General features: G+C 66.6%; 23 protein-coding genes and 1 tRNA gene. 16 read left to right on the top strand and 8 right to left on the bottom strand.

The features are described from left to right. Positions 1 to 10: 10 nt before the first annotated feature. On the bottom strand, positions 11 to 1,657 hold the full coding sequence (locus tag BCR55_RS00870; protein ID WP_065494031.1) for an efflux transporter outer membrane subunit: 1,647 nt from the start codon (positions 1,655 to 1,657) through the stop codon (positions 11 to 13). Positions 1,658 to 1,815: 158 nt separating this feature from the next. On the opposite strand from BCR55_RS00870, the gene BCR55_RS00865 reads away from it, so the two are divergent. Both BCR55_RS00865 and BCR55_RS32925 read left to right on the top strand, forming a co-directional pair. Next, complete coding sequence (locus BCR55_RS00865) at positions 1,816 to 2,757, top strand: LysR family transcriptional regulator (RefSeq protein WP_065494030.1); 942 nt, start codon at positions 1,816 to 1,818, stop codon at positions 2,755 to 2,757. Positions 2,758 to 2,873: 116 nt separating this feature from the next. Next, entirely contained in the window at positions 2,874 to 3,035 is a 162-nt protein-coding gene (locus tag BCR55_RS32925; protein WP_006402103.1) for a hypothetical protein, read from the top strand. Positions 3,036 to 3,096: 61 nt separating this feature from the next. On the opposite strand, the gene BCR55_RS00860 is transcribed toward BCR55_RS32925, so the two are convergent. The 4 genes from BCR55_RS00860 to wrbA are packed head-to-tail and all read right to left on the bottom strand — an operon-like array spanning position 3,097 to position 6,396. Then, a complete protein-coding gene (locus BCR55_RS00860) occupies positions 3,097 to 3,927 on the bottom strand; it encodes a metallophosphoesterase (RefSeq protein ID WP_065494029.1) in 831 nt (276 codons plus the stop codon). 25 nt (positions 3,928 to 3,952) lie between these two features. After that, a complete protein-coding gene (locus BCR55_RS00855; protein WP_043279886.1) occupies positions 3,953 to 5,374 on the bottom strand; it encodes an FAD-binding oxidoreductase in 1,422 nt (473 codons plus the stop codon). A gap of 18 nt (positions 5,375 to 5,392) precedes the next feature. Continuing rightward, the gene (locus BCR55_RS00850; RefSeq protein WP_006404970.1) at positions 5,393 to 5,788 is read right to left on the bottom strand and encodes a DUF2069 domain-containing protein; all 396 of its coding nucleotides are present in this window, start codon (positions 5,786 to 5,788) and stop codon (positions 5,393 to 5,395) included. Further along, positions 5,785 to 6,396, bottom strand: coding sequence for an NAD(P)H:quinone oxidoreductase (gene wrbA, locus BCR55_RS00845; protein ID WP_006402099.1), 612 nt, complete (start codon positions 6,394 to 6,396; stop codon positions 5,785 to 5,787). The genes BCR55_RS00850 and wrbA overlap by 4 nt, the downstream gene beginning before the upstream one ends. 144 nt (positions 6,397 to 6,540) lie before the next feature. Here wrbA and BCR55_RS00840 point away from each other — a divergent pair, with 144 nt between their 5' ends. Next, positions 6,541 to 7,869 carry a YihY family inner membrane protein gene (locus BCR55_RS00840; RefSeq protein WP_006404969.1) on the top strand — a complete coding sequence of 443 codons (1,329 nt, stop codon included), beginning with the start codon at positions 6,541 to 6,543 and terminating at the stop codon, positions 7,867 to 7,869. A 15-nt stretch (positions 7,870 to 7,884) separates the two neighbouring features. Here BCR55_RS00840 and BCR55_RS00835 read toward each other — a convergent pair whose 3' ends face one another. Beyond that, positions 7,885 to 8,202: an Mpo1-like protein gene (locus BCR55_RS00835; RefSeq protein ID WP_006402097.1), complete on the bottom strand. Its 318-nt coding sequence runs from the start codon at positions 8,200 to 8,202 to the stop codon at positions 7,885 to 7,887. Positions 8,203 to 8,362: 160 nt separating this feature from the next. On the opposite strand from BCR55_RS00835, the gene BCR55_RS00830 reads away from it, so the two are divergent. The 3 genes from BCR55_RS00830 (at position 8,363) to aroC (ending at position 12,170) form a co-directional block, all read left to right on the top strand. Beyond that, complete coding sequence (locus BCR55_RS00830; protein WP_006402096.1) at positions 8,363 to 8,818, top strand: CBS domain-containing protein; 456 nt, start codon at positions 8,363 to 8,365, stop codon at positions 8,816 to 8,818. A gap of 148 nt (positions 8,819 to 8,966) precedes the next feature. After that, positions 8,967 to 10,901 carry an MFS transporter gene (locus BCR55_RS00825; RefSeq protein WP_065494028.1) on the top strand — a complete coding sequence of 645 codons (1,935 nt, stop codon included), beginning with the start codon at positions 8,967 to 8,969 and terminating at the stop codon, positions 10,899 to 10,901. Positions 10,902 to 11,069: 168 nt separating this feature from the next. After that, complete coding sequence (gene aroC, locus BCR55_RS00820) at positions 11,070 to 12,170, top strand: chorismate synthase (protein ID WP_006402094.1); 1,101 nt, start codon at positions 11,070 to 11,072, stop codon at positions 12,168 to 12,170. Between the two features lie 121 nt (positions 12,171 to 12,291). Here the strand turns inward: aroC and BCR55_RS00815 are convergent, their stop codons facing one another. Then, entirely contained in the window at positions 12,292 to 13,965 is a 1,674-nt protein-coding gene (locus BCR55_RS00815) for an electron transfer flavoprotein-ubiquinone oxidoreductase (protein ID WP_006402093.1), read from the bottom strand. Between the two features lie 178 nt (positions 13,966 to 14,143). Between BCR55_RS00815 and BCR55_RS00810 the strand changes: the two genes are divergently transcribed. Together BCR55_RS00810 and BCR55_RS00805 are read left to right on the top strand one after the other, a co-directional pair. Beyond that, a complete protein-coding gene (locus tag BCR55_RS00810; RefSeq protein WP_006404965.1) occupies positions 14,144 to 14,920 on the top strand; it encodes an SDR family oxidoreductase in 777 nt (258 codons plus the stop codon). Positions 14,921 to 14,949: 29 nt separating this feature from the next. After that, positions 14,950 to 15,381 carry a thioesterase family protein gene (locus BCR55_RS00805; RefSeq protein ID WP_006402091.1) on the top strand — a complete coding sequence of 144 codons (432 nt, stop codon included), beginning with the start codon at positions 14,950 to 14,952 and terminating at the stop codon, positions 15,379 to 15,381. A 114-nt stretch (positions 15,382 to 15,495) separates the two neighbouring features. Here BCR55_RS00805 and BCR55_RS00800 read toward each other — a convergent pair whose 3' ends face one another. After that, on the bottom strand, positions 15,496 to 16,041 hold the full coding sequence (locus BCR55_RS00800) for a PAS and helix-turn-helix domain-containing protein (protein ID WP_006413753.1): 546 nt from the start codon (positions 16,039 to 16,041) through the stop codon (positions 15,496 to 15,498). 224 nt (positions 16,042 to 16,265) lie between these two features. Here BCR55_RS00800 and BCR55_RS00795 point away from each other — a divergent pair, with 224 nt between their 5' ends. The 8 genes from BCR55_RS00795 (at position 16,266) to infC (ending at position 24,411) form a co-directional block, all read left to right on the top strand. Further along, a complete protein-coding gene (locus BCR55_RS00795) occupies positions 16,266 to 16,970 on the top strand; it encodes a CoA transferase subunit A (protein ID WP_006402089.1) in 705 nt (234 codons plus the stop codon). 1 nt (position 16,971) lies between these two features. After that, entirely contained in the window at positions 16,972 to 17,613 is a 642-nt protein-coding gene (locus BCR55_RS00790; RefSeq protein WP_006402088.1) for a CoA transferase subunit B, read from the top strand. A gap of 194 nt (positions 17,614 to 17,807) precedes the next feature. Beyond that, complete coding sequence (locus BCR55_RS00785) at positions 17,808 to 18,704, top strand: alpha/beta fold hydrolase (protein ID WP_065494027.1); 897 nt, start codon at positions 17,808 to 17,810, stop codon at positions 18,702 to 18,704. Positions 18,705 to 18,785: 81 nt separating this feature from the next. After that, positions 18,786 to 19,139: a RidA family protein gene (locus BCR55_RS00780; RefSeq protein WP_012467599.1), complete on the top strand. Its 354-nt coding sequence runs from the start codon at positions 18,786 to 18,788 to the stop codon at positions 19,137 to 19,139. A gap of 37 nt (positions 19,140 to 19,176) precedes the next feature. After that, positions 19,177 to 21,411 carry a bifunctional (p)ppGpp synthetase/guanosine-3',5'-bis(diphosphate) 3'-pyrophosphohydrolase gene (locus BCR55_RS00775; protein WP_006402085.1) on the top strand — a complete coding sequence of 745 codons (2,235 nt, stop codon included), beginning with the start codon at positions 19,177 to 19,179 and terminating at the stop codon, positions 21,409 to 21,411. Between the two features lie 161 nt (positions 21,412 to 21,572). After that, positions 21,573 to 21,649, top strand: a tRNA-Val gene (locus BCR55_RS00770). Between the two features lie 280 nt (positions 21,650 to 21,929). Next, positions 21,930 to 23,837, top strand: coding sequence for a threonine--tRNA ligase (gene thrS / locus BCR55_RS00765; protein ID WP_006402084.1), 1,908 nt, complete (start codon positions 21,930 to 21,932; stop codon positions 23,835 to 23,837). Between the two features lie 49 nt (positions 23,838 to 23,886). Continuing rightward, positions 23,887 to 24,411 (top strand): translation initiation factor IF-3, encoded by a 525-nt coding sequence (gene infC / locus BCR55_RS00760; RefSeq protein ID WP_080512257.1) that lies wholly within the window; start codon positions 23,887 to 23,889, stop codon positions 24,409 to 24,411. The last annotated feature ends 185 nt before the right edge of the window (positions 24,412 to 24,596 follow it).

The raw sequence follows: 24,596 nt of genomic DNA, 5'->3' as shown, positions 1-24,596 counted from the left end.
GCGCTCCGCGTTACCGGGCGGCCGTTGCGGGCGCGGCGCCCGCGTTGGCGTTGGCGTTGGCGTTCGCCGCGAGCGCGCCTCGCGTGCGGGCGGCGGACGATGCCGCGGCCGGTGCCGGGACACCCGATGCCGGTACACCCGCCGCCGCGACCGGCGCATGCGGCGCGCTCGCCGGCACCGCGCCGGCCGCCGCCGCGCGCTCGTCGGGCACATCGGCGCCGGTCTCGACACCGCCGCCGAGCGCTGCCATCAGCGCCGCGTGCGCGGCGAGACGTTCCGCATCGATGCGCGCCGCCGTTTCCTGCGCACGCAGCAGCTGCTGCTGCGCGACCAGCACGTTCACGTAATCGGTCAGTCCGCGGCGGAAGCCTTCGCGCGACAGCCGGTAGCTGCGCTCGTTCGCGGCGACCGAGCGCGCGGCGTCCTTCTTCTGCGTATCGAGCGAGCGGATGCGCACGACCTGGTCGGCGATGTCCTTCAGCGCGCCGACGATCGTCTGGTTGTAATGCTCGACCGCGCGATCGTAGCCGGCATTCGCGGCGCCGAGTTGCGCACGCAGGCGGCCGCCTTCGAAGATCGGCAGCGACAGCGCGGGGCCGGCCGTCCAGCCGCCGTTCATCGCGCGCAGGAAGTCGGTAAACGGCGCCGTCACGCCGAACCCGCCGACGGTCGCGAGCAGATCGATGTTCGGATAGAACGCGGCCTTCGCGACGTCGATCCCGCGCGCCTGCGCGTCGACCATCCAGCGCGCCGCGACGACGTCGGGCCGGCGGCCGAGCAGGTCGGCAGGCATCGCGGACGGCAGGCCGGCCGGCGCGTCGAGCGACAGCTTCGGCCGCCGGATCGCGTCGCCGGCGCCCGGCCCCTTGCCGGCGAGCGCGGCAAGCTGGTGGCGCGCGAGCTGGATCGCTTCTTCATAGGTGTCGATCTGGCGCTCGTAGTCGGGCAGCGTCGATTCCGCCTGGCTCACTTCGAGCTGCGTGCCGATGCCGGCCTGCAACCGCTTGTGCGCGAGATCGGCGAGCGCGCGCTGGCGCTCGAAGGTTTCGCGCGCGAGATCGAGCAGCGCGTAGTTCATCGACATGCCGACGTACGCGCGCACGACGTTCGCTTCGAGTTCGAGCTTCGCGGCGCGTGCGTCGGCGGCCGTCGCATGCGCGGTGTCGAGCGCGCGCTCGGTCGCGTTCTTGTCCTTGCCCCACAGGTCGAGGTGATACGACAGCCCGAGCGTGCCGGTGTTGTTCCAGGTATCGGTGTCCGCGAGCGGGCCCGGGCCGTAGTACACGTTGTCGGGCCAGTGCTGGCGCATCAGCGACAGGTTGCCGTTGATCTGCGGCAATTCGGCCGAGCGAGCGACGCGCGCCATCGCCTGCGCTTCGCGCACGCGGGCCTGCGCGGCCGCGAGCGTCGGGTTGCCGGCCTGCGCGGCGGCGATCCACGCGTCGAGCTGCGGGTCGCCGTACGCGCGCCACCAGTCCGACGCGGGCCAGCCCGCATCGCGGTCGGCCGCGCGGATCGCGGCGCCGGCGTCGAGCGCGTTCGCGTCGATCCGGGTCGACTGAGGCTTGTTGTCGCCCATGCTCGCGCAGCCGGCCATTATTAATGAGACTGCAAGAACCGCCAGTGCCAGCGTCCCTTTTGTTGCCGGAGACTGCACGATTTTCTCCCTTTTCGGATATAGATGAGTCGGAGGCGATTATATTTTTCAGTGATTCCTGAATAAATGGACAACGGTGCAAGGGATTTTTACGGATTTTGAGACAATATTGGTTGGTCTCTGTGCAACAATCCGTCCGGATTCAAACGGGAAACGGGATGGATACGTTACAAAACATGCGGGTATTCGTTCGCGTGGTCGACGCCGGTAGCTTCACCGCCGCCGCCCAGCAGATGAATTCGACGACCGCCTACGCGTCGCGCGCGGTGTCCGATCTGGAGGCGCATCTGCGCACGCGGCTGCTGAACCGCACGACGCGCCGGATCGCGCTGACCGAAGCCGGCGAGCGCTATCTGCAGCGCTGCGAGCAGATCCTCGCGTATGTCGACCAGGCGGAAGCCGAGGCGGGCGACGCGCATGCGCGCCCGTCCGGCAAGCTGAAGGTCCACTGCTTCACGAGCCTCGGCCAGCACTACCTGGTGCCGGCCGTCGCGCGCTATCGCGAGCGCTATCCCGACGTGCACGTCGAGCTGACGCTCGCGCAGCGAATGCCCGATCTGCTCGACGAGGGGTACGACGTCGCGATCGTCGTCGGCCGCGATCTGCCCGATTCGGGGCTCGTGTCGCAGCGGCTCGGCGAGAGCTACAGCGTCGTGTGCGCGTCGGCCGCCTACGTCGCCGCGCATGGCGCGCCGCAGTGTCCGGCCGACCTCGCGCAGCACGTGTGCCTCGGGATGGTCGCGCCCGGTTTCCACTACGACGAATGGACGCTGACCGGCCCCGACGGCGACGAGTCGGTGCCCGTCACCGCGCCGCCGTTTCGCGTGAACGTCGCCGAGGCGCTGGCCGTCGCCGTGCGGGAAGGGATGGGGATCGGCGGGCTGCCGCTGTATTCGGCGATCGGCGGGTTGCGCAGCGGGCAGATCGTGCGCGTGATGCCCGAATACCGGTCTCACGTGATGAACATCTACGCGCTGTATGCGTCGCGCCAGTATCTCGACGCAAAAATCCGCACCTGGGTCGATTTCCTGCGCGATGAATTGCCGACGACGCTCGCCGCCGATGAAGCGGCCCTCGAACAGTGCATGCGCGCGACATGACGACGCAGGGACGCGCGATCTGACCAGATTTGTCGTTCGCGCAACATTTTTTTACGATCGATCGCCGGACAGTTTGATACTGTTTCAGTCATCGAGGTCTGTTACCCGGAGCTGCAATGGATACGTCGCTGATGATCGGATTTGGGCTGCTGTTCGGTGCGCTCGCCGCTGTCGCTGCTCGCGACGTGCTGCGCGCGATGGCGACGAACGCGCGGATGCAGCCGGTGCCGGTCCGCGTACGCGCGCGCGACGACGCTGCGCGCCGTGCCGGCCGCTGAGCGCCCCGCCGTCCGACCCCGCAGCACCATCGCCGGCCGCCTGCGGCCGGTTTCTGCACGCTCAGTCGAGCGTGATCACCTTGTCCCACGCGAACGCAGCGTTTTCCCGTTCGCCGGTGCGTCGATGAATGTAGCCGCGCGGATTGCAGACGACGCGCGTGCCACCCGCCACGACATAGTCGAATGACGTGTGCGTATGGCCGTGCACCCACAGGGCGACGGGCGGCCGCACGAGTTCCGTCATCTGCGTGACGAATCCCGCCGAAGCCAGATCTTGCGCATAGCGTTGCGCCAGCGACAGCCGGTGCGGCGCATGGTGCGTGACGACGACCGTGCGGCCCGCGAACGGCTGCGCGAGCTGCGCCGCGAGCCACGCGCGACTGCGCCGATGCAGCGCGATCGCATCGGCCGGCGCGAAGTCGCGCTCCGGCGCAGGCGCGTCGCCGTGCAGCGCCGCATCGTGCGGCCACGTCACCTGGATCAATCCCTTGAAGTCGAGCATCACGCGCTGCGCGGCCTCGATCGCGCGCGCGACGCTGTCGTCGTCTGCGCCGAACAGCGAGAAATCGGCCCACAGCGTCGTGCCGAGCACGCGAAAGCGCCGTTGCGGATCGACGTAGACGTCGTTGTTCAGGTAATGCACGTTGTCGAGCGCGCGCGCGGCGTCGCGCATCGCCGTCTCGAGCGCGCCGAATTCCCCGTCGTAGTACTCGTGATTGCCCGGCACATAGACGACCGGCACGCGCGGGTCGAACGTTTCCGCCGCCCAGCGCAGGCCTTCCGCGTGATTGTGGATGTCGCCCGCCAGCACGACGAGATCGGCGTCCGCATGCGCGATCGTATCGGGCTGGTGGCTTTCGAGGTGCAGGTCGGACAGCACACGGATTTTCACGAACGTCGCTCCCGAATGGACGGCTTCAGCGCAGGACCTTGCCCGGATTCATGAGCCCGCGCGGATCGAGCGCGGTCTTCAGCGTGCGCATCAGCGCCGTTTCGACCGGCGACTTGTAGCGCTGCGCATCGTCGATCTTCAGTTGCCCGATGCCGTGCTCCGCGCTGATCGTGCCGTGATGGCGATGCACGTTGTCGTACACGATGCGGTTGATCGGCGCCTGGAACTGAGCGAGGAACGCCTTCGGATCGCCGCCTTCGGGCGTCTGCACGTTGTAGTGCAGGTTGCCGTCGCCGAGATGGCCGAACGTGACCATCCGCGCGCCGGGCGCGGCCTGCTGGATCGCTGCGTCGGTTTCGTCGATGAAGCGCGCGATCGACGAGATCGGCACCGCGATGTCGTGCTTGATGTTGAGCCCTTCGTCGGCCTGCGCGAGCGGGATGTGCTCGCGCAAGTCCCAGAACGCGCGCGACTGCGCGAGGTTTTCCGCGACCACCGCATCGACCACGAGCCCCGCGTCGAATGCTTCTTCCATCAGCTTTTCGAACAGCGCGCGCGCATGCGTTTCGCTTTCGTTGTCGGACAGTTCGAGCAGCACCGTCTGCGCGTGCGTCTGTGCGAACGGATAGCGCAGTTGCGGATAGTGCTTGCCGACGAGCTGCATGCAGAAATCGGACATCAGCTCGAAGCCCGTCAGCAGCGGGCCGGCCGCGCGCTGCGCGAGCGACAGGAAGTCGAGTGCAGCGTGCGGCGATTCGAGCGCGGCCAGCGCCGTGACTTGCGCGGCCGGCAGCGGATGCAGCTTCATCACGGCGGCCGTGATGATGCCGAGCGTGCCTTCCGCGCCGATGAACAGATCGCGCAGGTCGTAACCGGTGTTGTCCTTGCGCAGTCCGCGCAGGCCGTCCCAGATCTCGCCCTGCGGCGTCACGACCTCGAGGCCGAGACAGAGCTCGCGCGCGTTGCCGTAGCGCAGCACCGCGGTGCCGCCCGCGTTCGTCGACAGGTTGCCGCCGATCGTGCAGCTGCCTTCCGCCGCGAGGCTGAGCGCGAACAGGCGGCCGCCTTCGCGTGCACGTGCCTGCACGTCGGCGAGGATCACGCCCGCTTCGACGGTGATCGTGTTGTTGTGCGGATCGAGCGCGCGCACGCGATTGAGCCGCGCCAGGCTCAGCACGGCCTGCGTGCCGGACGTGTCCGGCGTCGCGCCGCCGGCGAGGCCCGTGTTGCCGCCTTGCGGCACGAGCGCGACGCCGTGCCGGTTCGCGATGCGCACGAGCGCCGCGACTTCGGCCGTGCTGCCGGGCCGCAGCACGGCGCAGGCGGCACCCTTGTAGCGGCGGCGCCAGTCGGTCAGGAACGGTTCGGTATCGTGCGCGTCGGTCAGCACGTGCGCGGCGCCGATCGCGTCGCGGCACGCGGAAACGAAAGTGTCGATGGACATCATCATCCTGTCGCGTAAGGGTCAGGACGCGGCGCGCTGCTTTTTCGCCGCGCGTTTGAACGGCGCGACGTAGGCGAGTGCAGCCGCGAAGAAGCCGAGGGCGAGCGCGGTCTCGCACCAGCCGAGCGTCGCGGACAGCCCGCGATCGGACATTCCGCGCACGATGCCTTCGGCGAAATAGACGAGAACCAGCATGCTCGCCCACTGCATCGTATAGATGTTACGCCGCCAGACGCCCGGCAGCGCGAGCGCGAGCGGCACGGCCTTCAGCATCAGGGCGGAGCCGCCGGGGCGCAGCGGCGCGAGCCACACTTCCCAGGCGATGCACAGCGCGATCAGCGCGACGAGGCACGCGGCCGCGGCCAGCGCGTAACGCGGCCGCGCAGCCACGGCGGCGGGAGCGGGGCGCGTGCTCATGCGGCCTCGGCCGCGCACAGCGCGGCGGCGGCGCGCGCGAGCCGCACGCCGAGCGCGGCGGCCAGCGTCTTCTCGTCGGCCGACAGGCCGGCCGGCGCCGCGCGATCGTGCTGCGCGACATGCGAGGCGCCGTACGGCGTGCCGCCGGTGCGCGTCGTGGTCAGCGCCGATTCGGTGTACGGAATGCCGACGATCATCATCCCGTGATGGAGCAGCGGCAGCATCATCGACAGCAGCGTCGACTCCTGGCCGCCATGCAGGCTGCCGGTCGACGTGAACACGCTCGCGGGCTTGCCGCTCAGCGCGCCGGACAGCCATTGCGGCGTCGTGCCGTCGAGGAAATACTTGAGCGGCGCGGCCATGTTGCCGAAGCGCGTCGGCGAGCCGAGCGCGAGACCCGCGCATTCCTCGAGGTCGCGCAGCTCGGCGTAGGGCGGGCCGTCGGCGGGAATGTCGGGGGCGGTGGCTTCGCAGACCGTCGAGACGGGCGGCACCGTGCGGATGCGCGCCTGCATGCCCGGCACGCTGTCGATGCCGTTGGCGATCGCGAGCGCGAGATCGCGCGTCGCGCCGTGGCGGCTGTAGTAGAGGACGAGAATGTCTTTCATGGACGACGGAGCCGCCCGCGGCCGCGCGCGTGCCCGGTGCAGTCGGCCCCTGCTGGATCGAGCGGCTATTATAGGGGCTGAAGCCGTCGCGCAGCGCGGCGGCGGCGCGCCGTCGGGCGCGCGGCATCGACAAGGAGAAGCCGTTTGCCGAAGTTGAGCGTCGATCTCGACACCATCAAGCGTCTCGCGCAGTTCGCCGCGCGGCGCAGCGCCGAAGACCGCATCCCGCAGGTGGCGGGCAGCCTCACGTTTACGACGATGCTGGCGCTCGTGCCGCTCGTGACGGTGGCGTTCGCGCTGTTCACCGCGTTTCCGATGTTCGCGTCGTTCCAGATCTCGCTGCAGGGCTTCCTCGCCGATCACCTGATGCCCGCGCAGTTCAACATCCAGATCTTCAAGTATCTGAACCAGTTCGCGGCGAAGGCGAAGGGACTGACGACGGCCGGCCTGATCGTGCTCGTCGTCACGTCGGTGATGACGATGATGACGATCGAGTCCGCCTTCAACCTGATCTGGCGCGTGCGCAAGCCGCGCCCGTTCGCGCAGCGCGTGCTCGCGTACTGGGCGCTGATCACGCTCGGGCCGCTGCTGTTCGGCGTGAGTCTGTCGCTGTCGTCGTATTTGTTTACGCAGTCGCTTGCGTTTACGGGCGCGGCGCCGTCAACGTCGATCGTCGAATGGCTGCTCACGCTCGCGTCGCTGCCGCTCACGGTGCTCGCGTTCACGCTGCTGTACGTCTATCTGCCGAACTGCACGGTCGCGTGGCGCGACGCGGTGATCGGTGGGTTGTTCGCGGCCGTCGCATTCGAGCTGGCTAAGCGCGGCTTCGGCTACTACGTGCGGCGCATTCCGACGTACACGGCCGTCTACGGCGCGTTCGCCGCGCTGCCCGTGTTCCTGCTTTGGATGTATCTGAGCTGGTTCATCGCGCTGCTTGGCGCGATGGTCACGTCCGCACTGCCGGCGATCCGGATCGGCCAGTTCCACCGCGTCGACTATCCGGGCAGCGACCTGCTCGACGCGCTCGAACTGCTCGCGCGGCTCGCCGAAGCACGAGCGGCCGGCAAGCCGGGCCGCAGCGCGATCCGGCTTGCGACGATGCTGCGCTGCGACATGCAAACCGCGCAGCGGCTGCTGACCTTGCTCGAAGAACGGGAATGGGTGGCGCGCCTCGAGGGCGGCGAGGACTCGCCGCGCTACATCCTGCTTGCGAATCCCGAGCGCCTCACGCTCGCGCAGCTGTTCGACGTGCTCGTGATCGACCGCGCGGAACTCACATATCAGTTGCAGCGGCGGCGCAGCCATATCGACGGCGGCGCCTTGCTCGCGGTGCTGTCGAGCGAGCGCTTCGACGTGACGCTCGCGTCGCTGATCGCCGCGCGCCGGCTGTCCGGCGCGCAGCCGGCCGCGGCATCCGAGCCGGCTCCGGATGACACGCCGGAGCCGCACGCGCATCCGCCGCGCACCGCGTGAGCGCGGTGGTGCGCGTTACAGCGGGATCTTTCCGGTACAGATGTCCCTGAACATCACCCAGTCGCCCATCAGGCTGTAGACGGGGTGGCGGAACGTCGCGGGGCGGTTCTTTTCGAAGAAGAAATGACCGACCCACGCGAATCCGTAGCCGCAGACGACGGCGGCCGGCAGCCACGCCCAGTCGCCGGTCGCGATCGCCATCGCGACGCAGCCGATCACGCCGAGCGAGCCGATGAAATGCAGCCGTCGCGACGTGCGGTTCTGGTGTTCGTTCAGATAGTACGGATAGAAATCAGCGAAGCTGGCGAATTGCTCCGTATGCGTATGCGCCATGGCCGTCTCCTCGGGCCGCCGTCCACCCGGACATTGTGCGGCGGCCGGCGAACCTCCGCAAGCGGGCGCCGGCGCGCCCGGCGGGGCCGCGCGCTTTCCTTTTGACAGGCTTTCCGATAGGATCGAAAACGGTTTTGCATTCAAGCATGAGGGGACTACGATGCGCGTCAGCGATATTCTGAAAGTGAAGGGCAACACGCTGTTTACGGTGACGCCCGATAAGCCGCTGCGCGAAGCGGTCGACACGATGGCCGAACACGATATCGGTTCGCTCGTCGTGATGGAGTACGGCGATCTCGTCGGGATTCTGACGTTCCGCGAAATCATTCTGCGGCTGCGCGAAAACGGCGGCGCGATCGGCGACGTGCAGGTGCGCAAGGTGATGGACGAGCCGCTCACCTGCACGCCGGAAACCGACGTCAACGAAGTGCGCCGGATGATGCTCGAGCGCCATGCGCGCTACATGCCGGTGCTCGACAAGAAGGTGCTGATGGGCGTCATTTCGTTCTACGACGTCGCGAAGACGGTCGTCGAGGCGCAGAGCTTCGAGAACCGCATGCTGAAGGCCTACATCCGCGACTGGCCGGAACCGGAAGCCGAAGCGCACAAGCCGTGAACCGAAGGCAGCCCGCCGTCGAGATGACGACGCGCGGGCGCAGCCGGCCCGGATGCGGCGGCACAGGCAGCGCCTGCGCCGCCGCTTTTTCGACAACCACACGACAAGGCCCGCGCAGCTTCGCCGAGACGACGCGCGCGTATTCCGAATGAGCGATCAATCGCATGTTTCGTCGGGGCGGCGCAGCGAGCGGCGCGCCCATGCGTCCCAGTTCGACCTGTTGCGCGAACGCCGTTTCGCGCCGTTCTTCACGACCCAATTCCTCGGTGCGCTGAACGACAACGTTTTCAAGATCGGTTTCACGTCGCTCGTCACCTATCACACCGCCCGGTTCTCCGGCGTCGACGCGAAAACCGCCGCATTCCTGATCTCAGCGATCTTCATCCTGCCGTTCGTGCTGTTCTCGGCCACGTCCGGCCAGATCGCCGACAAATACGACAAGGCGACGCTCACGCGCTTCGTGAAGACGTTCGAGATCGTGCTGATGCTGATCGGCGCGGCCGGCTTCGTCACGCACAGCGCGGCGCTACTGTATCTGTGCACGTTCATGATGGGGATGCACTCGACGCTGTTCGGCCCGGTCAAGTATTCGTACCTGCCGCAGCATCTCGGCGAGCACGAACTCGTCGGCGGCAACGGGCTCGTCGAGATGGGCACCTTCATCGCGATCCTGATCGGGACGATCGTCGGCGGCGCCGCGGCCGGCATCGAAGGCAGCGGCGAGCGCGTGCTCGCGGTCAGCGTCGTCGCGATCGCGCTTGCCGGGCGGCTCGCGGCGCAGCGCGTGCCGCCGACGCCCGCGCCGCAGCCCGATCTCGTGATCAACTGGAATCCGATCAGCGAAACGTGGCGCAATCTCGCGCTCGCGCGGCAAAACCGCACGGTGTTCCTGAGCCTGCTCGGCATCTCGTGGCTCTGGTTCGTCGGCGCGACCTTCCTCACGTCGTTCTTCAATTTCGCGAAGGACGTGCTGTCCGCGAGCCCCGACGTCGTCACGGTACTGCTCGCGACGTTCTCGGTCGGCATCGGGCTCGGCTCGCTGCTGTGCGAGCGGCTGTCGCAGCGGCGCGTCGAGATCGGCCTCGTGCCGCTCGGCTCGATCGGCATCAGCGTGTTCGCGATCGATCTGTATTTCGCGAGCCATGCGCTGCCGGCGCCCGCGCACCTGCTGTCGGTCGGCGAATTCCTGGCCGGCCTGCGCCACTGGCGCATTCTCGCCGACCTGTTCCTGCTCGCGATGTTCGGCGGCTTCTACAGCGTGCCGCTGTATGCGCTGATCCAGAGCCGCAGCGCGCCGACGCACCGCGCGCGCATCATCGCCGCAAACAACATCCTCAACGCGTTCTTCATGATCGTGTCGGCCGTGATGGCGATGGCGCTGACGAAGGCCGGCGTCGACATTCCGGGGCTGTTTCTCGTGACCGCGCTGCTGAACGTCGCGGTGGCCGCGTATATCTATCTGCTGGTGCCGGAGTTCCTGCTGCGCTTCGTCGCGTGGGTGCTCGTGCATACGTTCTACCGGATCCGGATCGTGCATGCGGAGCGGATTCCGGAAGACGGCGCGGCCGTGCTCGTCTGCAATCACGTGAGCTATGTCGACGCGCTGGTGCTGGCCGCCGCGAGCCCGCGGCCGATCCGCTTCGTGATGGATCACCGGATCTTCAAGACGCGTTTCGGGAGCTGGGTGTTCCGCCATGCGAAGGCGATCCCCATCGCGCCGCGCCACGAGGATCCCGGCATGCTCGCGCGCGCGTACGACGCATGCGAGGCGGCGCTGAAGGAAGGCGAGATCGTCTGCATTTTCCCCGAAGGCAAGCTGACCAAGACGGGCGACATCAACACGTTCCACCACGGCATTACCGAGATTCTGACGCGCGTGCCGGTGCCGGTCGTGCCGATGGCGCTGCGCGGGCTGTGGGGCAGCGTGTTCTCGCGGCATGCGGATGCACGGCTGCCGCGGCCCGTGAAGCGCGGCGTGATGAGCCGGCTCACCCTGGCGGTCGGCGAGCCGATGCCGGCGGCGCTCGCGACGCCGGCCGCGCTGCAGGCCGCCGTGGCCGAACTGCGCGGCGCGCGCAAATAACGGCGCGTCGGCGCCGCGCGCCGGCGCGCGATCGCATCGCGCGGCCCGGACAGCCGGCACGGCTGGCATAATGTCGGCTTACCTATTTTTCGATCGGCGAACCGGCGGCGTGCCTGTTGGACGACAGGCCGCGTTCGGGTTTGCGCATTTTCTTTGGGCGGTTCCACCATGTCCGGCAATACCCTCGGCACGCTTTTCACTGTCACGACCTTCGGCGAGTCGCACGGCCCCGCGATCGGCTGCGTGATCGACGGCTGCCCGCCGGGCATGGGGCTCACCGAGGCGGACATCCAGGCCGAGCTCGACCGCCGCAAGCCGGGCACGTCGCGGCACGTCACGCAGCGGCAGGAGGCCGACGAGGTCGAGATCCTGTCCGGCGTGTTCGAAGGCGTGACGACCGGCACGCCGATCGCGCTGCTGATCCGCAACACCGACCAGCGCAGCAAGGACTACGGCAACATCGTCGAGACGTTCCGGCCCGGCCATGCGGACTACACGTACTGGCAGAAATACGGCGTGCGCGACTATCGCGGCGGCGGCCGCTCGTCCGCGCGCCTGACCGCGCCGATCGTCGGCGCGGGCGCGGTCGCGAAAAAGTGGCTGCGCGAGCGCTTCGGCGTCGAGGTGCGCGGCTACATGAGCGCGCTGGGCGAGATCGACGTGCCGTTCGTCGACTGGTCGCACGTGCGCGAGAATCCGTTCTTCGCGCCGAATGCGGCGATCGTCCCGGAACTCGAGGCATACATGGATGCGCTGCGCAAGGACGGCGATTCGATCGGCGCGCGCATCGACGTCGTCGCGTCCGGCGTGCCGGTCGGGTGGGGCGAGCCGGTGTTCGACCGGCTCGATGCCGACATCGCGAAGGCGATGATGAGCATCAACGCGGTGAAGGGCGTCGAGATCGGCGCGGGCTTCGACAGCGTCGCGCAGCGCGGTTCGGTGCACGGCGACGAGCTGACGCCGGCCGGTTTCGTCGGCAATCACGCGGGCGGCGTGCTCGGCGGGATTTCGACGGGGCAGGACATCACGGTGTCGATCGCGATCAAGCCGACGTCGAGCATCCGTACGCCGCGCCGCTCGATCACGAAGGACGGACAGCCGGCGACGGTCGAAACGTTCGGCCGCCACGATCCGTGCGTCGGCATCCGTGCGACGCCGATCGCCGAATCGATGCTCGCGCTGGTGCTGATCGACCATGCGCTGCGCCACCGTGCGCAGTGCGGCGACGTCGAGACGCAGACGCCGAAAATCGCCGGCAGCGCGACGTGATGCGGCACACGCGCCGTCGCTGAGCGCATCGACGCAGAAGGAAACGGGGCACGGCAATGAGCCGCGCCCCGTTTCTTTTTGCACGAAAAAAACGCCGCGTCGCGCGGCGTTGATCGGTGCGTCACATGTTCGGATAATTCGGCCCGCCGCCGCCTTCGGGCGTGACCCACACGATGTTCTGCGTCGGGTCCTTGATGTCGCAGGTCTTGCAGTGCACGCAGTTCTGCGCGTTGATCACCAGACGATCGCTGCCGTCGTCGTTCTTCACGAACTCGTACACGGCCGCCGGGCAGAAGCGGCCCTCCGGGCCCGCATACGTGCGCAGGTTCACGTTCACCGGCACGCTGGGATCCTTCAGCGTCAGATGCGCCGGCTGGTTCTCTTCGTGGTTCGTGTTCGAGATGAACACCGACGAGAGGCGGTCGAACGTCAGCTTGCCGTCCGGCTTTGGATAGACGATCGGCTCGCACTGCGACGCCGGCTTCAGCATCTCGTGATCCGCATGCTTGTGATGCAGCGTCCACGGCACGTTGCCACCCATCAGCTTCTGCTCGATGCCGACCATCAGCGTGCCGAGATACAGCCCCTTGGCCATCCACTGCTTGAAGTTGCGCGCGCGGTACAGCTCCGTGTACAGCCACGACTGCCGGAACGCATCGGGATACGCATTGAGTTCGTCGCTCTGACGGCCCGCCTGCACGGCGTCGAACGCCGCGTCGGCCGCGAGCATGCCGGTCTTGATCGCCGCATGGCTGCCCTTGATCCGCGACGCGTTGAGGAAGCCCGCATCGTCGCCGATCAGCGCGCCGCCCGGAAACACCGTCTTCGGCAGCGACATCAGCCCGCCCGCGGTGATCGCGCGCGCACCGTACGACACGCGCTTGCCGCCTTCGAGGAACGCGCGAATCGACGGATGCGTCTTGTAGCGCTGGAACTCCTCGAACGGCGACAGATAGGGATTCGTATAGCCGAGGCCGACCACGAAGCCGACCACGACCTGGTTGTTGTCCATGTGATACAGGAACGAGCCGCCGTAGGTGTCCGGCTTCAGCGGCCAGCCGGCCGTGTGGATCACGAGGCCCGGCTTGTGTTTGGCCGGATCGATTTCCCACAGCTCCTTGATGCCGATGCCGTACGCCTGCGGATCGGCGTTCGCGTCGAGCTTGAACTTCGCGATCAGCTGGCGGCCGAGATGGCCGCGGCAGCCTTCGGCGAACAGCGTGTACTTCGCGTGCAGCTCCATGCCGAGCTGGAAGTTCTCGGTCGGCTCGCCGTCCTTGCCCACGCCCATGTTGCCGGTGGCGACGCCTTTGACCGAGCCGTCGTCGTTGTAGAGAATCTCCGCGGCCGGAAAGCCGGGAAAAATTTCGACGCCGAGCGCTTCGGCCTGCTGGCCCAGCCAGCGCGTGACGTTGCCGAGCGAAATCACGTAGTTGCCGTGATTCTTGAAGTTGTCGGGCAGCGCCCAGTTCGGCGTTTGCACCGCGCTCTTCTCGGACAGGAACAGGAAGCGGTCTTCCGTCACCTCGACGTTCAAGGGCGCGCCGCGTTCCTTCCAGTCCGGGAACAGCTCGGTGAGCGCGCGCGGGTCCATCACCGCGCCCGACAGAATGTGCGCGCCGATCTCGGAACCCTTCTCGAGCACGCACACGCCGATCTCGGTGCCTTTCTCGGCAGCCAGCTGCTTGAGCCGGATCGCGGCCGACAGCCCGGCCGGGCCGCCGCCGACGATCACGACGTCGTATTCCATCGATTCGCGCGGGCCGTATTGCTCGATGAGGCTTGCGGGGGTCATTGGCGTTCCTCTAACCGTTAGAATGCTTTTATTCGGGAGCGTATTGTCTGCGAAACAAAACGCTTGCCGCAACAGCATCCGGCTAGATTAGCACGACCGTTCTATTTATGTGCTAGCGTTATGCCGTCCGTGCCGCGCCGTTCGAGGCGGCGAAACGAGACATCGAAAGGGGTGGGCAATGGGTCGATCGATCAATCTGGAAGGCAAGGTTGCGCTGGTCACGGGCGCGTCGAGCGGCCTCGGGCAACGCTTCGCGCAAGTGCTGTCGCAGGCCGGCGCGAAGGTCGTGCTCGCGAGCCGGCGCGTCGAGCGCCTGAAGGAGCTGCGCGCGGAAATCGAAGCGGAGGGCGGCGCCGCGCACGTCGTGTCGCTCGACGTCACCGACGTGCAGAGCATCAAGGCTGCCGTCGCGCATGCGGAAACCGAAGCCGGTACGATCGACATCCTCGTGAACAACTCGGGCGTGTCGACGATGCAGAAGCTCGTCGACGTGACGCCCGCCGATTTCGAGTTCGTGTTCGACACGAACACGCGCGGCGCGTTTTTCGTCGCGCAGGAAGTCGCGAAGCGGATGATCATGCGCGCGAACGGCAACGGCAAGCCGCCGTACCGGATCATCAACATCGCGTCGGTGGCCGGGCTGCGCGCGTTTCCGCAGATCGGTCTGTATGCGATGAGCAAGGCCGCGGTCGTGCAGATGACGCGCGCGATGGCGCTCGAATGGGGCCGTCACGGGATCAACGTGAACGCGATCTGCCCGGGCTACATCGATACCGAAATCAACCATTACCTGTGGGAAACCGAGCAGGGCCAGAAGCTGCAGTCGATGCTGCCGCGCCGGCGCGTCGGCAAGCCGCAGGATCTCGACGGGCTGTTGTTGCTGCTCGCGGCCGACGAGTCGCAGTTCATCAACGGCTCGATCATCTCCGCGGACGACGGCTTCGGCGTCGCCTGAGCGGAGCCTCCGCAACGAAGAAGACTGCAATGAGCGATTACTTTCCCGTATTTGAAATGTCGATGCCGATCCGCTGGGGCGACATGGACGCATTCGGCCATGTGAACAACACGGTCTATTTCCGTTACATGGAGCAGGCGCGGATCTCGTGGTTCGAGCAGCTCGGCATCGCGGGCGGCAATGGCGAAGGGCACGGGCCCGTGATCGTCACCGCGTCGATGGAATTCCTGAAGCAGCTGCACTATCCGGGCGACGTGATTGCGAAGATGACGGCCGCGCGGCCGGGTCGCAGCAGCTTCGACACCGGCTTCGAACTGACGCGCGCCGACGATCCGCATCACGTCTATGCGCGCGGCAACGCGCGCTGCGTATGGGTCGATTATGCGCTCGGCAAATCGGTGCCGCTGCCGCAGGTGCTGCGCGACGCGATCGAATCCGCGCTCGGCGCGAAGGTCGACTGAGCGCCGGCACGCCGGCTGGCCGCCGCCGCTGCGCGCCGCCGGCGCCTTTGCTTTTCCGTTCCCGGTCTTGCGCGCATCGACGGCGTCGGGCGTGCCCGCCGCGATGCCGGCCCGTCACTGCCCGAGCAGGCGCTGCAGCAGCTCCGCCGTATTGCTCGTGCCGTATTTGCGCATCAGCCGCGCGCGATAGATGTCGACCGTGCGCGAGCTGATGTCGAGCACGCGTCCGATCTGCTTGCTGGTCTTGCCGGTCGCGAGCTGCGCGGCGATCTCGCGCTCGCGCGGCGTCAGTTCGACCGCGACGCGGCGCGTCGCACTCAAATCCTCGAACGTCCACACGCCGGCCGCGAGCGGCGCGGTGCGATCGAGCGCGCGGCCCGTGACGTGGCACCAGAACAGTTCACCGTCCGCCCGTTTCATGATCCGGTCGTCCGCGTAAATGCCGTTCGCGGCCATCACGCGCGAGATGCGCTCGCCGATCCGCTGGAATTCGTCCGGCGACGGGTACAGCACTTCGTACGATTGGCCGAGCAGGTCGGCGCGCGTGCAGCGGAAGATCGCGGCGACCGCGTCGTTGCAGTCCTCGATCACGCGGTCGCGCGACATGACGAGGCCGAGCGGCGCGAGATGGAAGGCGGTCTGGTAATCGAGAGCGGGCATGGACGCGGGCAGCCGGTGGCAAACGCTTATGTATTTTTGCGTATTGTGCCGTATCCGCGGCGCATCGTACCCTTTCGGGCATCTCGCGGCGCATGCCGCGGTATAAAAACGGCGCGCTTCGACGCATACCGCGTCGAGCATGCATAGAATGATGCGGCGGGCTTGCGGGCCACGTCGGCGCGTAAACCGGTTTCGCTGGTTTCCATAGAGGAAGGGACATACAGATGAACAAAGTCTATCCAAGCGCGGCTGCGGCGCTGGAAGGGATCGTCCGCGACGGACAGACCTTCGCGGTCGGCGGCTTCGGCCTGTGCGGGATTCCGGAAGCGCTGATCGCCGCGTTGCGCGATTCGGGCGTCAAGGGCATCACCTGCATCAGCAACAACGCGGGCGTCGACGGTTTCGGCCTCGGTCTGCTGCTCGAAACGCGCCAGATCAAGAAGATGATCTCGTCGTACGTCGGCGAGAACAAGGAGTTCGAGCGCCAGTACCTCGCCGGCGAACTCGAGCTCGAATTCACGCCGCAGGGCACGCTGGCCGAGAAGCTGCGCGCCGGCGGCGCGGGCATCCCCGCATTCTTCACGAACACCGGCTACGGCACCGTGATCGCCGAAGGCAAGGAAACGCGCCAGTTCGGCGATCGCCATTACGTGCTCGAACCGTCGCTGACGGCCGACGTCGCGCTCGTGAAGGCCTGGAAGGCCGACAAATCGGGCAACCTGATCTATCGCCGCACGGCGCGCAACTTCAACCCGATGTGCGCGATGGCCGGCAAGATCACGGTCGCCGAGGTTGAGGAGATCGTCGAGAACGGCGAACTGGATCCCGACCACATCCACACGCCGGGCATTTTCGTGCAGCGCCTCGTGCTGAACGCGACGCCGGAAAAACGTATCGAACAACGCGTCGTGCGCGCGAAAGGAGACTGACATGGCCTGGAATCGTGACCAGATGGCCGCGCGCGCGGCGAAGGAACTGCAGGACGGCTTCTACGTGAACCTCGGCATCGGCCTGCCGACGCTCGTCGCGAATCACGTGCCGGAAGGCGTCGAAGTGTGGCTGCAGTCGGAGAACGGGTTGCTCGGCATCGGCCCGTCGCCCACCGAAGAGGAAGTCGACGCGGACCTGATCAACGCCGGCAAGCAGACCGTCACGACGCTGCCGGGCTCGTCGATCTTCTCGTCGGCCGATTCGTTCGCGATGATCCGCGGCGGCCACATCAATCTCGCAATCCTCGGCGCGATGCAGGTCAGCAAGAACGGCGACCTCGCGAACTGGATGATCCCCGGCAAGATGATCAAGGGGATGGGCGGCGCGATGGATCTCGTCGCCGGCGTGAAGCGTGTCGTCGTGCTGATGGAGCATGTCGCGAAGGGCGACCAGCACAAGATTCTCGACGAATGCACGTTGCCGCTGACGGGCGTCGGCGTGGTCGATCTGATCATCACCGATCTCGGCGTGATCGAAGTCACGCCGAACGGCCTGAAGGTCCTCGAACTCGCGGACGGTGTGAGCGTCGACGAAATCCAGGCGAAGACGGGCGCACCGCTCGACGTGAGCGCGGTCGCCTGAGGCCGACGCGCGTCCGCTCGGCGCGCCGTGTTCCCGACGCCCCGCATGCCGTCGCCGGCATGCGGGGCGTTCGTCATGATGGGCCCGCGCGCCGCGCGAGCCGACCTGCGCAACGGAAGCGGTTTACAATCGATCGCATCGGACCCGGCGCCTGCGAGGCCCGCTGCGCCGCTCCCGTTCGACAGGATGCCACGATGCCCACGACTTCAGCGAATCCTCCGGTTCCCCGCCAGCGACGCGTGCAGTGCGCGAGCGCCGCCGGCCTTCATCACGTCGCGTATACCGAGTGGGGCGATCCCGCGAACCCACGCGTGCTCGTGTGCGTGCACGGGCTCACGCGCTCGGGGCGCGATTTCGACCGGCTCGCGGCGGCGCTGTCCGACGTGTATCGCGTCGTCTGTCCCGACGTCGTCGGACGCGGGCGTTCCGACTGGCTCGCCGATCCGCGGCACTATGCGATCCCGCAATACGTGGCCGACATGGTGACGCTGATCGCGCGCGCCGACGTCGAAGCGGTCGACTGGTTCGGCACGTCGATGGGCGGGCTGATCGGCATCGCGCTGGCCGGGCTGCCCGGCTCGCCGATCCGCCGGATGATCGTCAACGACGTCGGTCCGCACATCGAGCCCGAATCGCTGACGCGCATCGGCGAATACCTCGGCGTGCAGCCGCGCTTTGCGACCGAGCAGGAGGGGATCGACTACCTGACGTCGCTGTCGCTGCCGTTCGGCGCGCTGACCGACGACGAATGGCGCGCGCTGAACGCGCCGCTGCTGCGCGAACTGCCCGAAGGCGGCTGGACGATCCGCTACGATCCGCGCATCGCCGAGCCGTTCAAGGCGACGACGCCCGAGCTGGCCGCGCTCGGCGAAGCCGCGTTGTGGCGTGCGATCGAGACGACCGACGCGACGCTGCTCGTCGTGCGCGGCGCCGAATCGGACCTGTTGTCGCGCGAGACCGTCGCCGACATGGTGCGGCGCGGCCGGCATGTGACGCACGCGGAAATCCCCGGCGTCGGGCATGCGCCCGCGTTCGTCGACGCCGAGCAGATCGCGCTTGCGCGGCGGTTTTTCGTCGAAACGGGCACATAAACGCGTCATAATATGCGGTTCGGCGGCACGCGCAGCGTGGCCGCGACAACCTTCACCCATCATTTACGACCGGAACATTTCATGGCAGTCATTCGTCACCACGTCGGGCCGCGCCTGTCCGAAACCGCGATCCACAACGGTACCGTGTACCTGTCCGGCCAGATCGCCGAAGACACCACGCAGGACATCCGCGGCCAGACGCGCGAAGTGCTCGGCCATATCGATCGCCTGCTCGCCGAAGCGAACAGCGACAAGGCTCATCTGCTGTCCGTGCAGATCTACCTGTCCGATCTCGCGAACTTCGAGGGCATGAACGCCGAGTGGGACGCATGGGTCGCGCCGGGCAACACGCCGCCGCGCGCAACGGTCGAGGCGAAGCTTGCCGATCCGGCGCTGCTCGTCGAGATCGTCGTCGTCGCCGCGCAGCGGAGCTGATCCGCGTCGAGATGACCGTATTCCGTCAGGCCGTGCGATGACCGAGTCCGTATCCGCTTCCTCCGTCGCGGCGCCGTCGTTCGACGACGTGCTCGCGTTCGTGCGCGAGCGGGCCGGCGACGCGTGTCTCGCGTCGGGCGAGCGGCTCGCCGATCACGCGGCCGGCACCGCGGCGATCATGCGCACGCTGAACGTGGACCCGCCTGCGATGCAGGCGGCCGCGCTGTTCGCGCTGACGCCGCATCTGAGCGACCCCGAACGCGAACTGACGGAGCGCTTCGGCGACGAAGTCGCGCGGCTCGTGGCCGACGTGCGCAAGCTGTTGCGGCTCGGCACGGTCAGCTTGCGCGCGGCGCAGCACGCCGCGCCCGAGGCGGGTCGCGATGCGGCCCAGCAGCGGCGCGCGCAGATCGAGGCGCTGCGCAAGATGCTGCTCGCGTTCGCGCAGGACATCCGCGTCGTGCTGATCCGGCTCGCGTCGCGGCTGCAGTCGCTGCGCTACTACGCGGCGGCGAAGCTCGAGCCGCCGCCGGAGGTCGCGCGCGAGACGCTCGAGATCTATGCGCCGCTCGCGAACCGCCTCGGCATCTGGCAACTGAAGTGGGAGCTCGAGGATCTCGCGTTCCGCTTCGAGGATCCGATCACCTACAAGCGCATCGCCAAGCTGCTCGACGAGAAGCGTGCGGAGCGCGAGGCCTATGTCGCGCAGGCGATCGAGCGGCTGCAGCAGGAACTCGCCGCCGCGAACGTGCAGGCCGACGTCAGCGGCCGGCCGAAGCACATCTACAGCATCTGGCGCAAGATGCGCGGCAAGGAGCTCGATTTTTCCGAGCTGTACGACGTGCGCGCGTTCCGCGTGATCGTGCCGGACATCAAGGATTGCTACGCGGTGCTCGGCATCGTGCACCACCTGTGGCAGCCGGTGCCGAAGGAATTCGACGACTACATCTCGCGGCCCAAGCCGAACGGCTACAAGTCGCTGCATACGGTCGTGATCGGCGACGACGGCCGCGCCTTCGAGGTGCAGATCCGCACGCAGGAAATGCATCGCTTCGCCGAATACGGCGTGGCCGCGCACTGGCGCTACAAGGAGGCAGGCACGCGCGGCTACGGCGGCCAGTTCTCGGCGAGCGACAAGTACGACGAGAAGATCGCGTGGCTGCGTCAGCTGCTCGCGTGGAAGGACGACGTCGAGGACGGCGCCGAACAGTCGGGCGACAAGGCGTGGGCGCAACTGCGCGAGACCTCGCTCGACGACGACCACATCTACGTGCTGACGCCGCAGGCGCGCGTGATCGCGCTGCCGCAGGGCGCGACGCCGGTCGACTTCGCGTATCACCTGCACAGCGAACTCGGGCATCGCTGCCGCGGCGCGCGCGTCGACGGCGCGATGGTGCCGCTGAACACGCCGCTCGCGAACGGTCAGACGGTCGAGATCGTTGCGGTGAAGGAGGGCGGTCCGTCGCGCGACTGGCTGAACCTGCAGCTCGGCTATCTGAAGAGCCCGCGTGCACGCCAGAAGGTGCGCGCGTGGTTCAACGCGATCGAGCAGGAAGAGAACATCGCGCACGGCCGTGCGCTCGTCGAAAAGACGTTGCAGCGAGAAGGCAAGACGTCGGTGAGTCTCGACAGCCTCGCCGCGAAGCTCGGCTTCAAGTCGCCCGAAGAGCTGTTTTCGGTCGTCGGCAAGGAAGAGTTCAGCCTGCGCAACATCGAGCAGGCGCTGTCCGACGCGCCGCCCGCCGAGCCGGCGCCCGAGGCGCCCGCCGATTTCGAGAAGCGCAGCAGCGGCGCGAGCGTCGCGCACGGTGCCTCGACGGGCGTGCTGGTGGTCGGCGTCGACGCGCTGCTCACGCAGCTCGCGCGCTGTTGCCGGCCGGCGCCGCCGGATCCGATCAGCGGTTTCGTCACGCGCGGCAAGGGCATGTCGATTCATCGCAGCGACTGCGCGACGTTCCGCCGGATGGCCGAGCGCGCGCCGGAACGCGTGCTGCACACCACCTGGTCGGCCGACGTGCTGGGCGGCCGCGGCGCTTCCGTCTATCCGGTCGACCTGATGATCGAGGCGACCGATCGGCAGGGCTTGCTGCGCGACATTTCCGAAGTTTTCGCGCGCGAGAAGATGAACGTGGTCGGCGTGAAGACGCAGAGCCGCCGCAATACGGCCTTCATGCAGTTCACGGTCGAGGTGTCGAATTCGGCGCAGGTGCAGCGCGCCTGCACGCTGCTCGGCGAAGTGCAGGGCGTCGTGCGGGCGGGGCGCAAGGCGTAAGGCAGCGGTCTCGCGAAACGGGGCGCGATCGCTTGCTGTTTCGGTTTACCGCTACGGTTCGCCGCTTCGCTCTGCCGTTTCGGCTTGCCGCCGCGGTTTTCCTGCGGTTGCATAAAACGCTTGCCAAACCGATAGCGGCTCTCTATAATCTCAGCTTCTTTAGGCTCGTAGCTCAGCTGGTTAGAGCACCACCTTGACATGGTGGGGGTCGTTGGTTCGAGTCCAATCGAGCCTACCAACGAATTGAGAGCGCCCGGTTTCCGGGTGTTCGCTGCAGTAAATAACTCAACGCATACAAGGCGAATACGGTTATGACACCGCGAACGTTGACCGAAACCTTTTCGGAGCGACGCTAGTCGAGGAACGTTTTCGCCCTTGCGGTTTGAGTGAAGTATCGAATGCGGCCCCTCGAAAGCGGGGCCGCATTTTTTTTTGTCGCGAAATTTTCGCGTGCGACGTGCGACGTGCGTCGTGCGCCTTTGGTCTGCCGCCCACGGGTCGGCATCACGGAGAGTGCTATGGTTTCGATACGCTTGCCTGACGGGTCAGTTCGACAATACGAGCATCCGGTGACGGTCGCCGAAGTGGCGGCGTCGATCGGTCCCGGCCTTGCGAAGGCTGCGCTCGGCGGCAAGCTGGACGGCGAACTCGTGGATACGTCCGCCGTCATCGATCACGACGCCTCGCTCGCGATCGTCACCGACAAGGATCCGGACGGTCTCGACATCATCCGTCACTCGACCGCGCACTTGCTGGCCTATGCGGTGAAGGAGCTCTATCCGGACGCGCAGGTCACGATCGGCCCGGTCATCGACAACGGCTTCTACTACGATTTCGCGTACCACCGCCCGTTCACGCCGGAAGATCTGGAAAAGATCGAGAAGCGGATGCAGGAGCTCGCGAAGAAGGACGAGCCCGTCACGCGCCGCGTCGTGTCGCGCGACGAGGCGGCCGGCTACTTCCGCAGCATCGGCGAAAAGTACAAGGCCGAGATCATCGAGTCGATTCCCGAGAGCGACGAAATCAAGCTGTACTCGCACGGCGGCTTTACCGACCTGTGTCGCGGCCCGCACGTGCCGTCGACGGGCAAGCTGAAGGTCTTCAAGCTGATGAAGGTGGCCGGCGCGTACTGGCGCGGCGACTCGAAGAACGAGCAGCTGCAGCGCATTTACGGCACCGCCTGGACCAGGAAGGAAGATCAGGACCAGTACCTGCACATGCTCGAGGAAGCCGAGAAGCGCGATCACCGCAAACTCGGCAAGCAGCTCGACCTGTTCCATATGCAGGAAGAGTCGCCGGGCATGGTGTTCTGGCACCCGAAGGGCTGGGCGCTGTGGCAGCAGGTCGAGCAGTACATGCGCCGCCGCGTGAACGAGGCCGGCTATCTCGAGATCAAGACGCCGATGATCATGGACCGCTCGCTCTGGGAAGCGTCCGGTCACTGGCAGAACTATCGCGAGAACATGTTCACGACCGAGTCGGAGAAGCGCGACTACGCGATCAAGCCGATGAACTGCCCCGGTCACGTGCAGGTGTTCAAGCACGGCCTGCGCTCGTATCGCGACCTGCCGCTGCGCTACGCGGAATTCGGCTCGTGCCACCGCAACGAGGCATCGGGCGCGCTGCACGGCCTGATGCGCGTGCGCGGCTTCGTGCAGGACGATGCGCACATCTTCTGTACGGAAGAGCAGTTCATCGCCGAGTCGATCGCGTTCAACACGCTCGCGATGAGCGTGTACAAGGATTTCGGGTTCGAGCATATCGACATCAAGCTGTCGCTGCGCCCCGAACAGCGCGCCGGCACGGACGAGACCTGGGACCGCGCGGAGCAGGGCCTGCGCGACGCGCTGACGGCGTGCGGCCTGTCGTGGGAGGAACTGCCGGGCGAGGGCGCGTTCTACGGCCCGAAGATCGAGTACCACATCAAGGATGCGCTCGGCCGTTCGTGGCAGTGCGGCACGCTGCAGCTCGACATGGTGCTGCCGGAGCGCCTTGGCGCCGAGTACGTCGCGGAAGACAACAGCCGTCGCCGGCCCGTGATGCTGCACCGTGCGATCGTCGGCTCGATGGAGCGATTCCTCGGCATTCTGATCGAGCACCATGCGGGCGCGATGCCGGTCTGGCTCGCGCCGGTGCAGGCGGTTGTGCTCAATATCGCCGAAAGTCAGGTCGAATATGCGCAGTCTCTGGCCCAAACGTTGCAAAAACAAGGGGTTAGAGTGACGGCCGATTTGCGCAACGAGAAGATTAGCTATAAAATACGCGAGCACACGCTGGAAAAGGTGCCTTATCTGCTCGTCGTGGGCGACAAGGAGCGTGATGCACAAACGGTAGCCGTGCGTGCCCGTGGCGGCGTCGATCTTGGCGTTATGCCGGTCGAAGCCTTCGTTGAGCGTCTGCAGGAAGACCTGCGTTCGTTCAAGTAACCACCCTGGCAGCGCGGCTCGTTTTTTTAATTTTTAGAGGAAACGTAACATCGCTACTGATAAGTCGTCGCATCGCATCAACGGTGAAATCACTGCGCCGGAAGTGCGTCTGGTCGGAATCGAGAACGAACCGCTCGGTATCGTAAAGCTCGCTGATGCTTTCCGTAAATCGGAAGAACTGGATGTTGACCTGGTGGAAATCGCGCCGCAGGCGTCGCCGCCGGTTTGCCGTCTGATGGATTACGGCAAGTTCAAGTACCAGGAAGCCAAGAAGCAGCATGAAGCGAAGCTGAAGCAGAAGGTCATCCAGGTTAAGGAAGTCAAGTTCCGGCCGGGTACCGATGACGGGGATTACAACGTCAAGCTTCGCAATCTCGTGCGCTTCCTTGAGGAAGGCGACAAGACGAAGATCACGTTGCGTTTCCGCGGCCGCGAAATGGCTCACCAGGAAATCGGCATGCGGATGCTCGAGCGTCTGCGCACCGATCTCGAGGAAGTCGGCCAGGTCGAGCAGATGCCGAAGATGGAAGGGCGCCAGATGATCATGGTGCTCTCGCCGAAAAAGAAGAAGTAACGGGCCGGCGCGCAGTGGCGCGCGGGTTTCGCAGTGGTTCGGCGCGTCGCCCTGTCGGGTGGCGCGCCAGAAACGACGGCGGCTGCATGCAGCGCGCCGTACACAAGTGGACTGGGTTTCGAAGGGCGGGTCAGGGGCGCAAGCCAACCGCACACCCATCGCCATCTAATAAACTGGAGTTGTTC

Origin of the sequence: Burkholderia sp. CCA53 (assembly GCF_001685525.1) — a bacterium.
Taxonomy (GTDB): Bacteria; Pseudomonadota; Gammaproteobacteria; order Burkholderiales; family Burkholderiaceae; genus Burkholderia; species Burkholderia multivorans.
Note: the sequence above shows the minus strand (reverse complement) of the source record. Positions and strands in the feature narration are given on the sequence as shown.

Excerpts from the sequence above, each read along its gene's own strand:
- BCR55_RS00865 (WP_065494030.1), top strand. The coding sequence starts at position 1,816 with ATGGATACGTTACAAAACATGCGGGTATTCGTTCGCGTGGTCGACGCC.
- BCR55_RS32925 (WP_006402103.1), top strand. The coding sequence starts at position 2,874 with ATGGATACGTCGCTGATGATCGGATTTGGGCTGCTGTTCGGTGCGCTC.
- BCR55_RS00855 (WP_043279886.1), bottom strand. The coding sequence starts at position 5,374 with ATGATGTCCATCGACACTTTCGTTTCCGCGTGCCGCGACGCGATCGGC.
- BCR55_RS00850 (WP_006404970.1), bottom strand. The coding sequence starts at position 5,788 with ATGAGCACGCGCCCCGCTCCCGCCGCCGTGGCTGCGCGGCCGCGTTAC.
- wrbA (WP_006402099.1), bottom strand. The coding sequence starts at position 6,396 with ATGAAAGACATTCTCGTCCTCTACTACAGCCGCCACGGCGCGACGCGC.
- BCR55_RS00835 (WP_006402097.1), bottom strand. The coding sequence starts at position 8,202 with ATGGCGCATACGCATACGGAGCAATTCGCCAGCTTCGCTGATTTCTAT.
- BCR55_RS00830 (WP_006402096.1), top strand. The coding sequence starts at position 8,363 with ATGCGCGTCAGCGATATTCTGAAAGTGAAGGGCAACACGCTGTTTACG.
- BCR55_RS00825 (WP_065494028.1), top strand. The coding sequence starts at position 8,967 with ATGAGCGATCAATCGCATGTTTCGTCGGGGCGGCGCAGCGAGCGGCGC.
- aroC (WP_006402094.1), top strand. The coding sequence starts at position 11,070 with ATGTCCGGCAATACCCTCGGCACGCTTTTCACTGTCACGACCTTCGGC.
- BCR55_RS00815 (WP_006402093.1), bottom strand. The coding sequence starts at position 13,965 with ATGACCCCCGCAAGCCTCATCGAGCAATACGGCCCGCGCGAATCGATG.
- BCR55_RS00810 (WP_006404965.1), top strand. The coding sequence starts at position 14,144 with ATGGGTCGATCGATCAATCTGGAAGGCAAGGTTGCGCTGGTCACGGGC.
- BCR55_RS00805 (WP_006402091.1), top strand. The coding sequence starts at position 14,950 with ATGAGCGATTACTTTCCCGTATTTGAAATGTCGATGCCGATCCGCTGG.
- BCR55_RS00800 (WP_006413753.1), bottom strand. The coding sequence starts at position 16,041 with ATGCCCGCTCTCGATTACCAGACCGCCTTCCATCTCGCGCCGCTCGGC.
- BCR55_RS00795 (WP_006402089.1), top strand. The coding sequence starts at position 16,266 with ATGAACAAAGTCTATCCAAGCGCGGCTGCGGCGCTGGAAGGGATCGTC.
- BCR55_RS00790 (WP_006402088.1), top strand. The coding sequence starts at position 16,972 with ATGGCCTGGAATCGTGACCAGATGGCCGCGCGCGCGGCGAAGGAACTG.
- BCR55_RS00785 (WP_065494027.1), top strand. The coding sequence starts at position 17,808 with ATGCCCACGACTTCAGCGAATCCTCCGGTTCCCCGCCAGCGACGCGTG.
- BCR55_RS00780 (WP_012467599.1), top strand. The coding sequence starts at position 18,786 with ATGGCAGTCATTCGTCACCACGTCGGGCCGCGCCTGTCCGAAACCGCG.
- BCR55_RS00775 (WP_006402085.1), top strand. The coding sequence starts at position 19,177 with ATGACCGAGTCCGTATCCGCTTCCTCCGTCGCGGCGCCGTCGTTCGAC.
- thrS (WP_006402084.1), top strand. The coding sequence starts at position 21,930 with ATGGTTTCGATACGCTTGCCTGACGGGTCAGTTCGACAATACGAGCAT.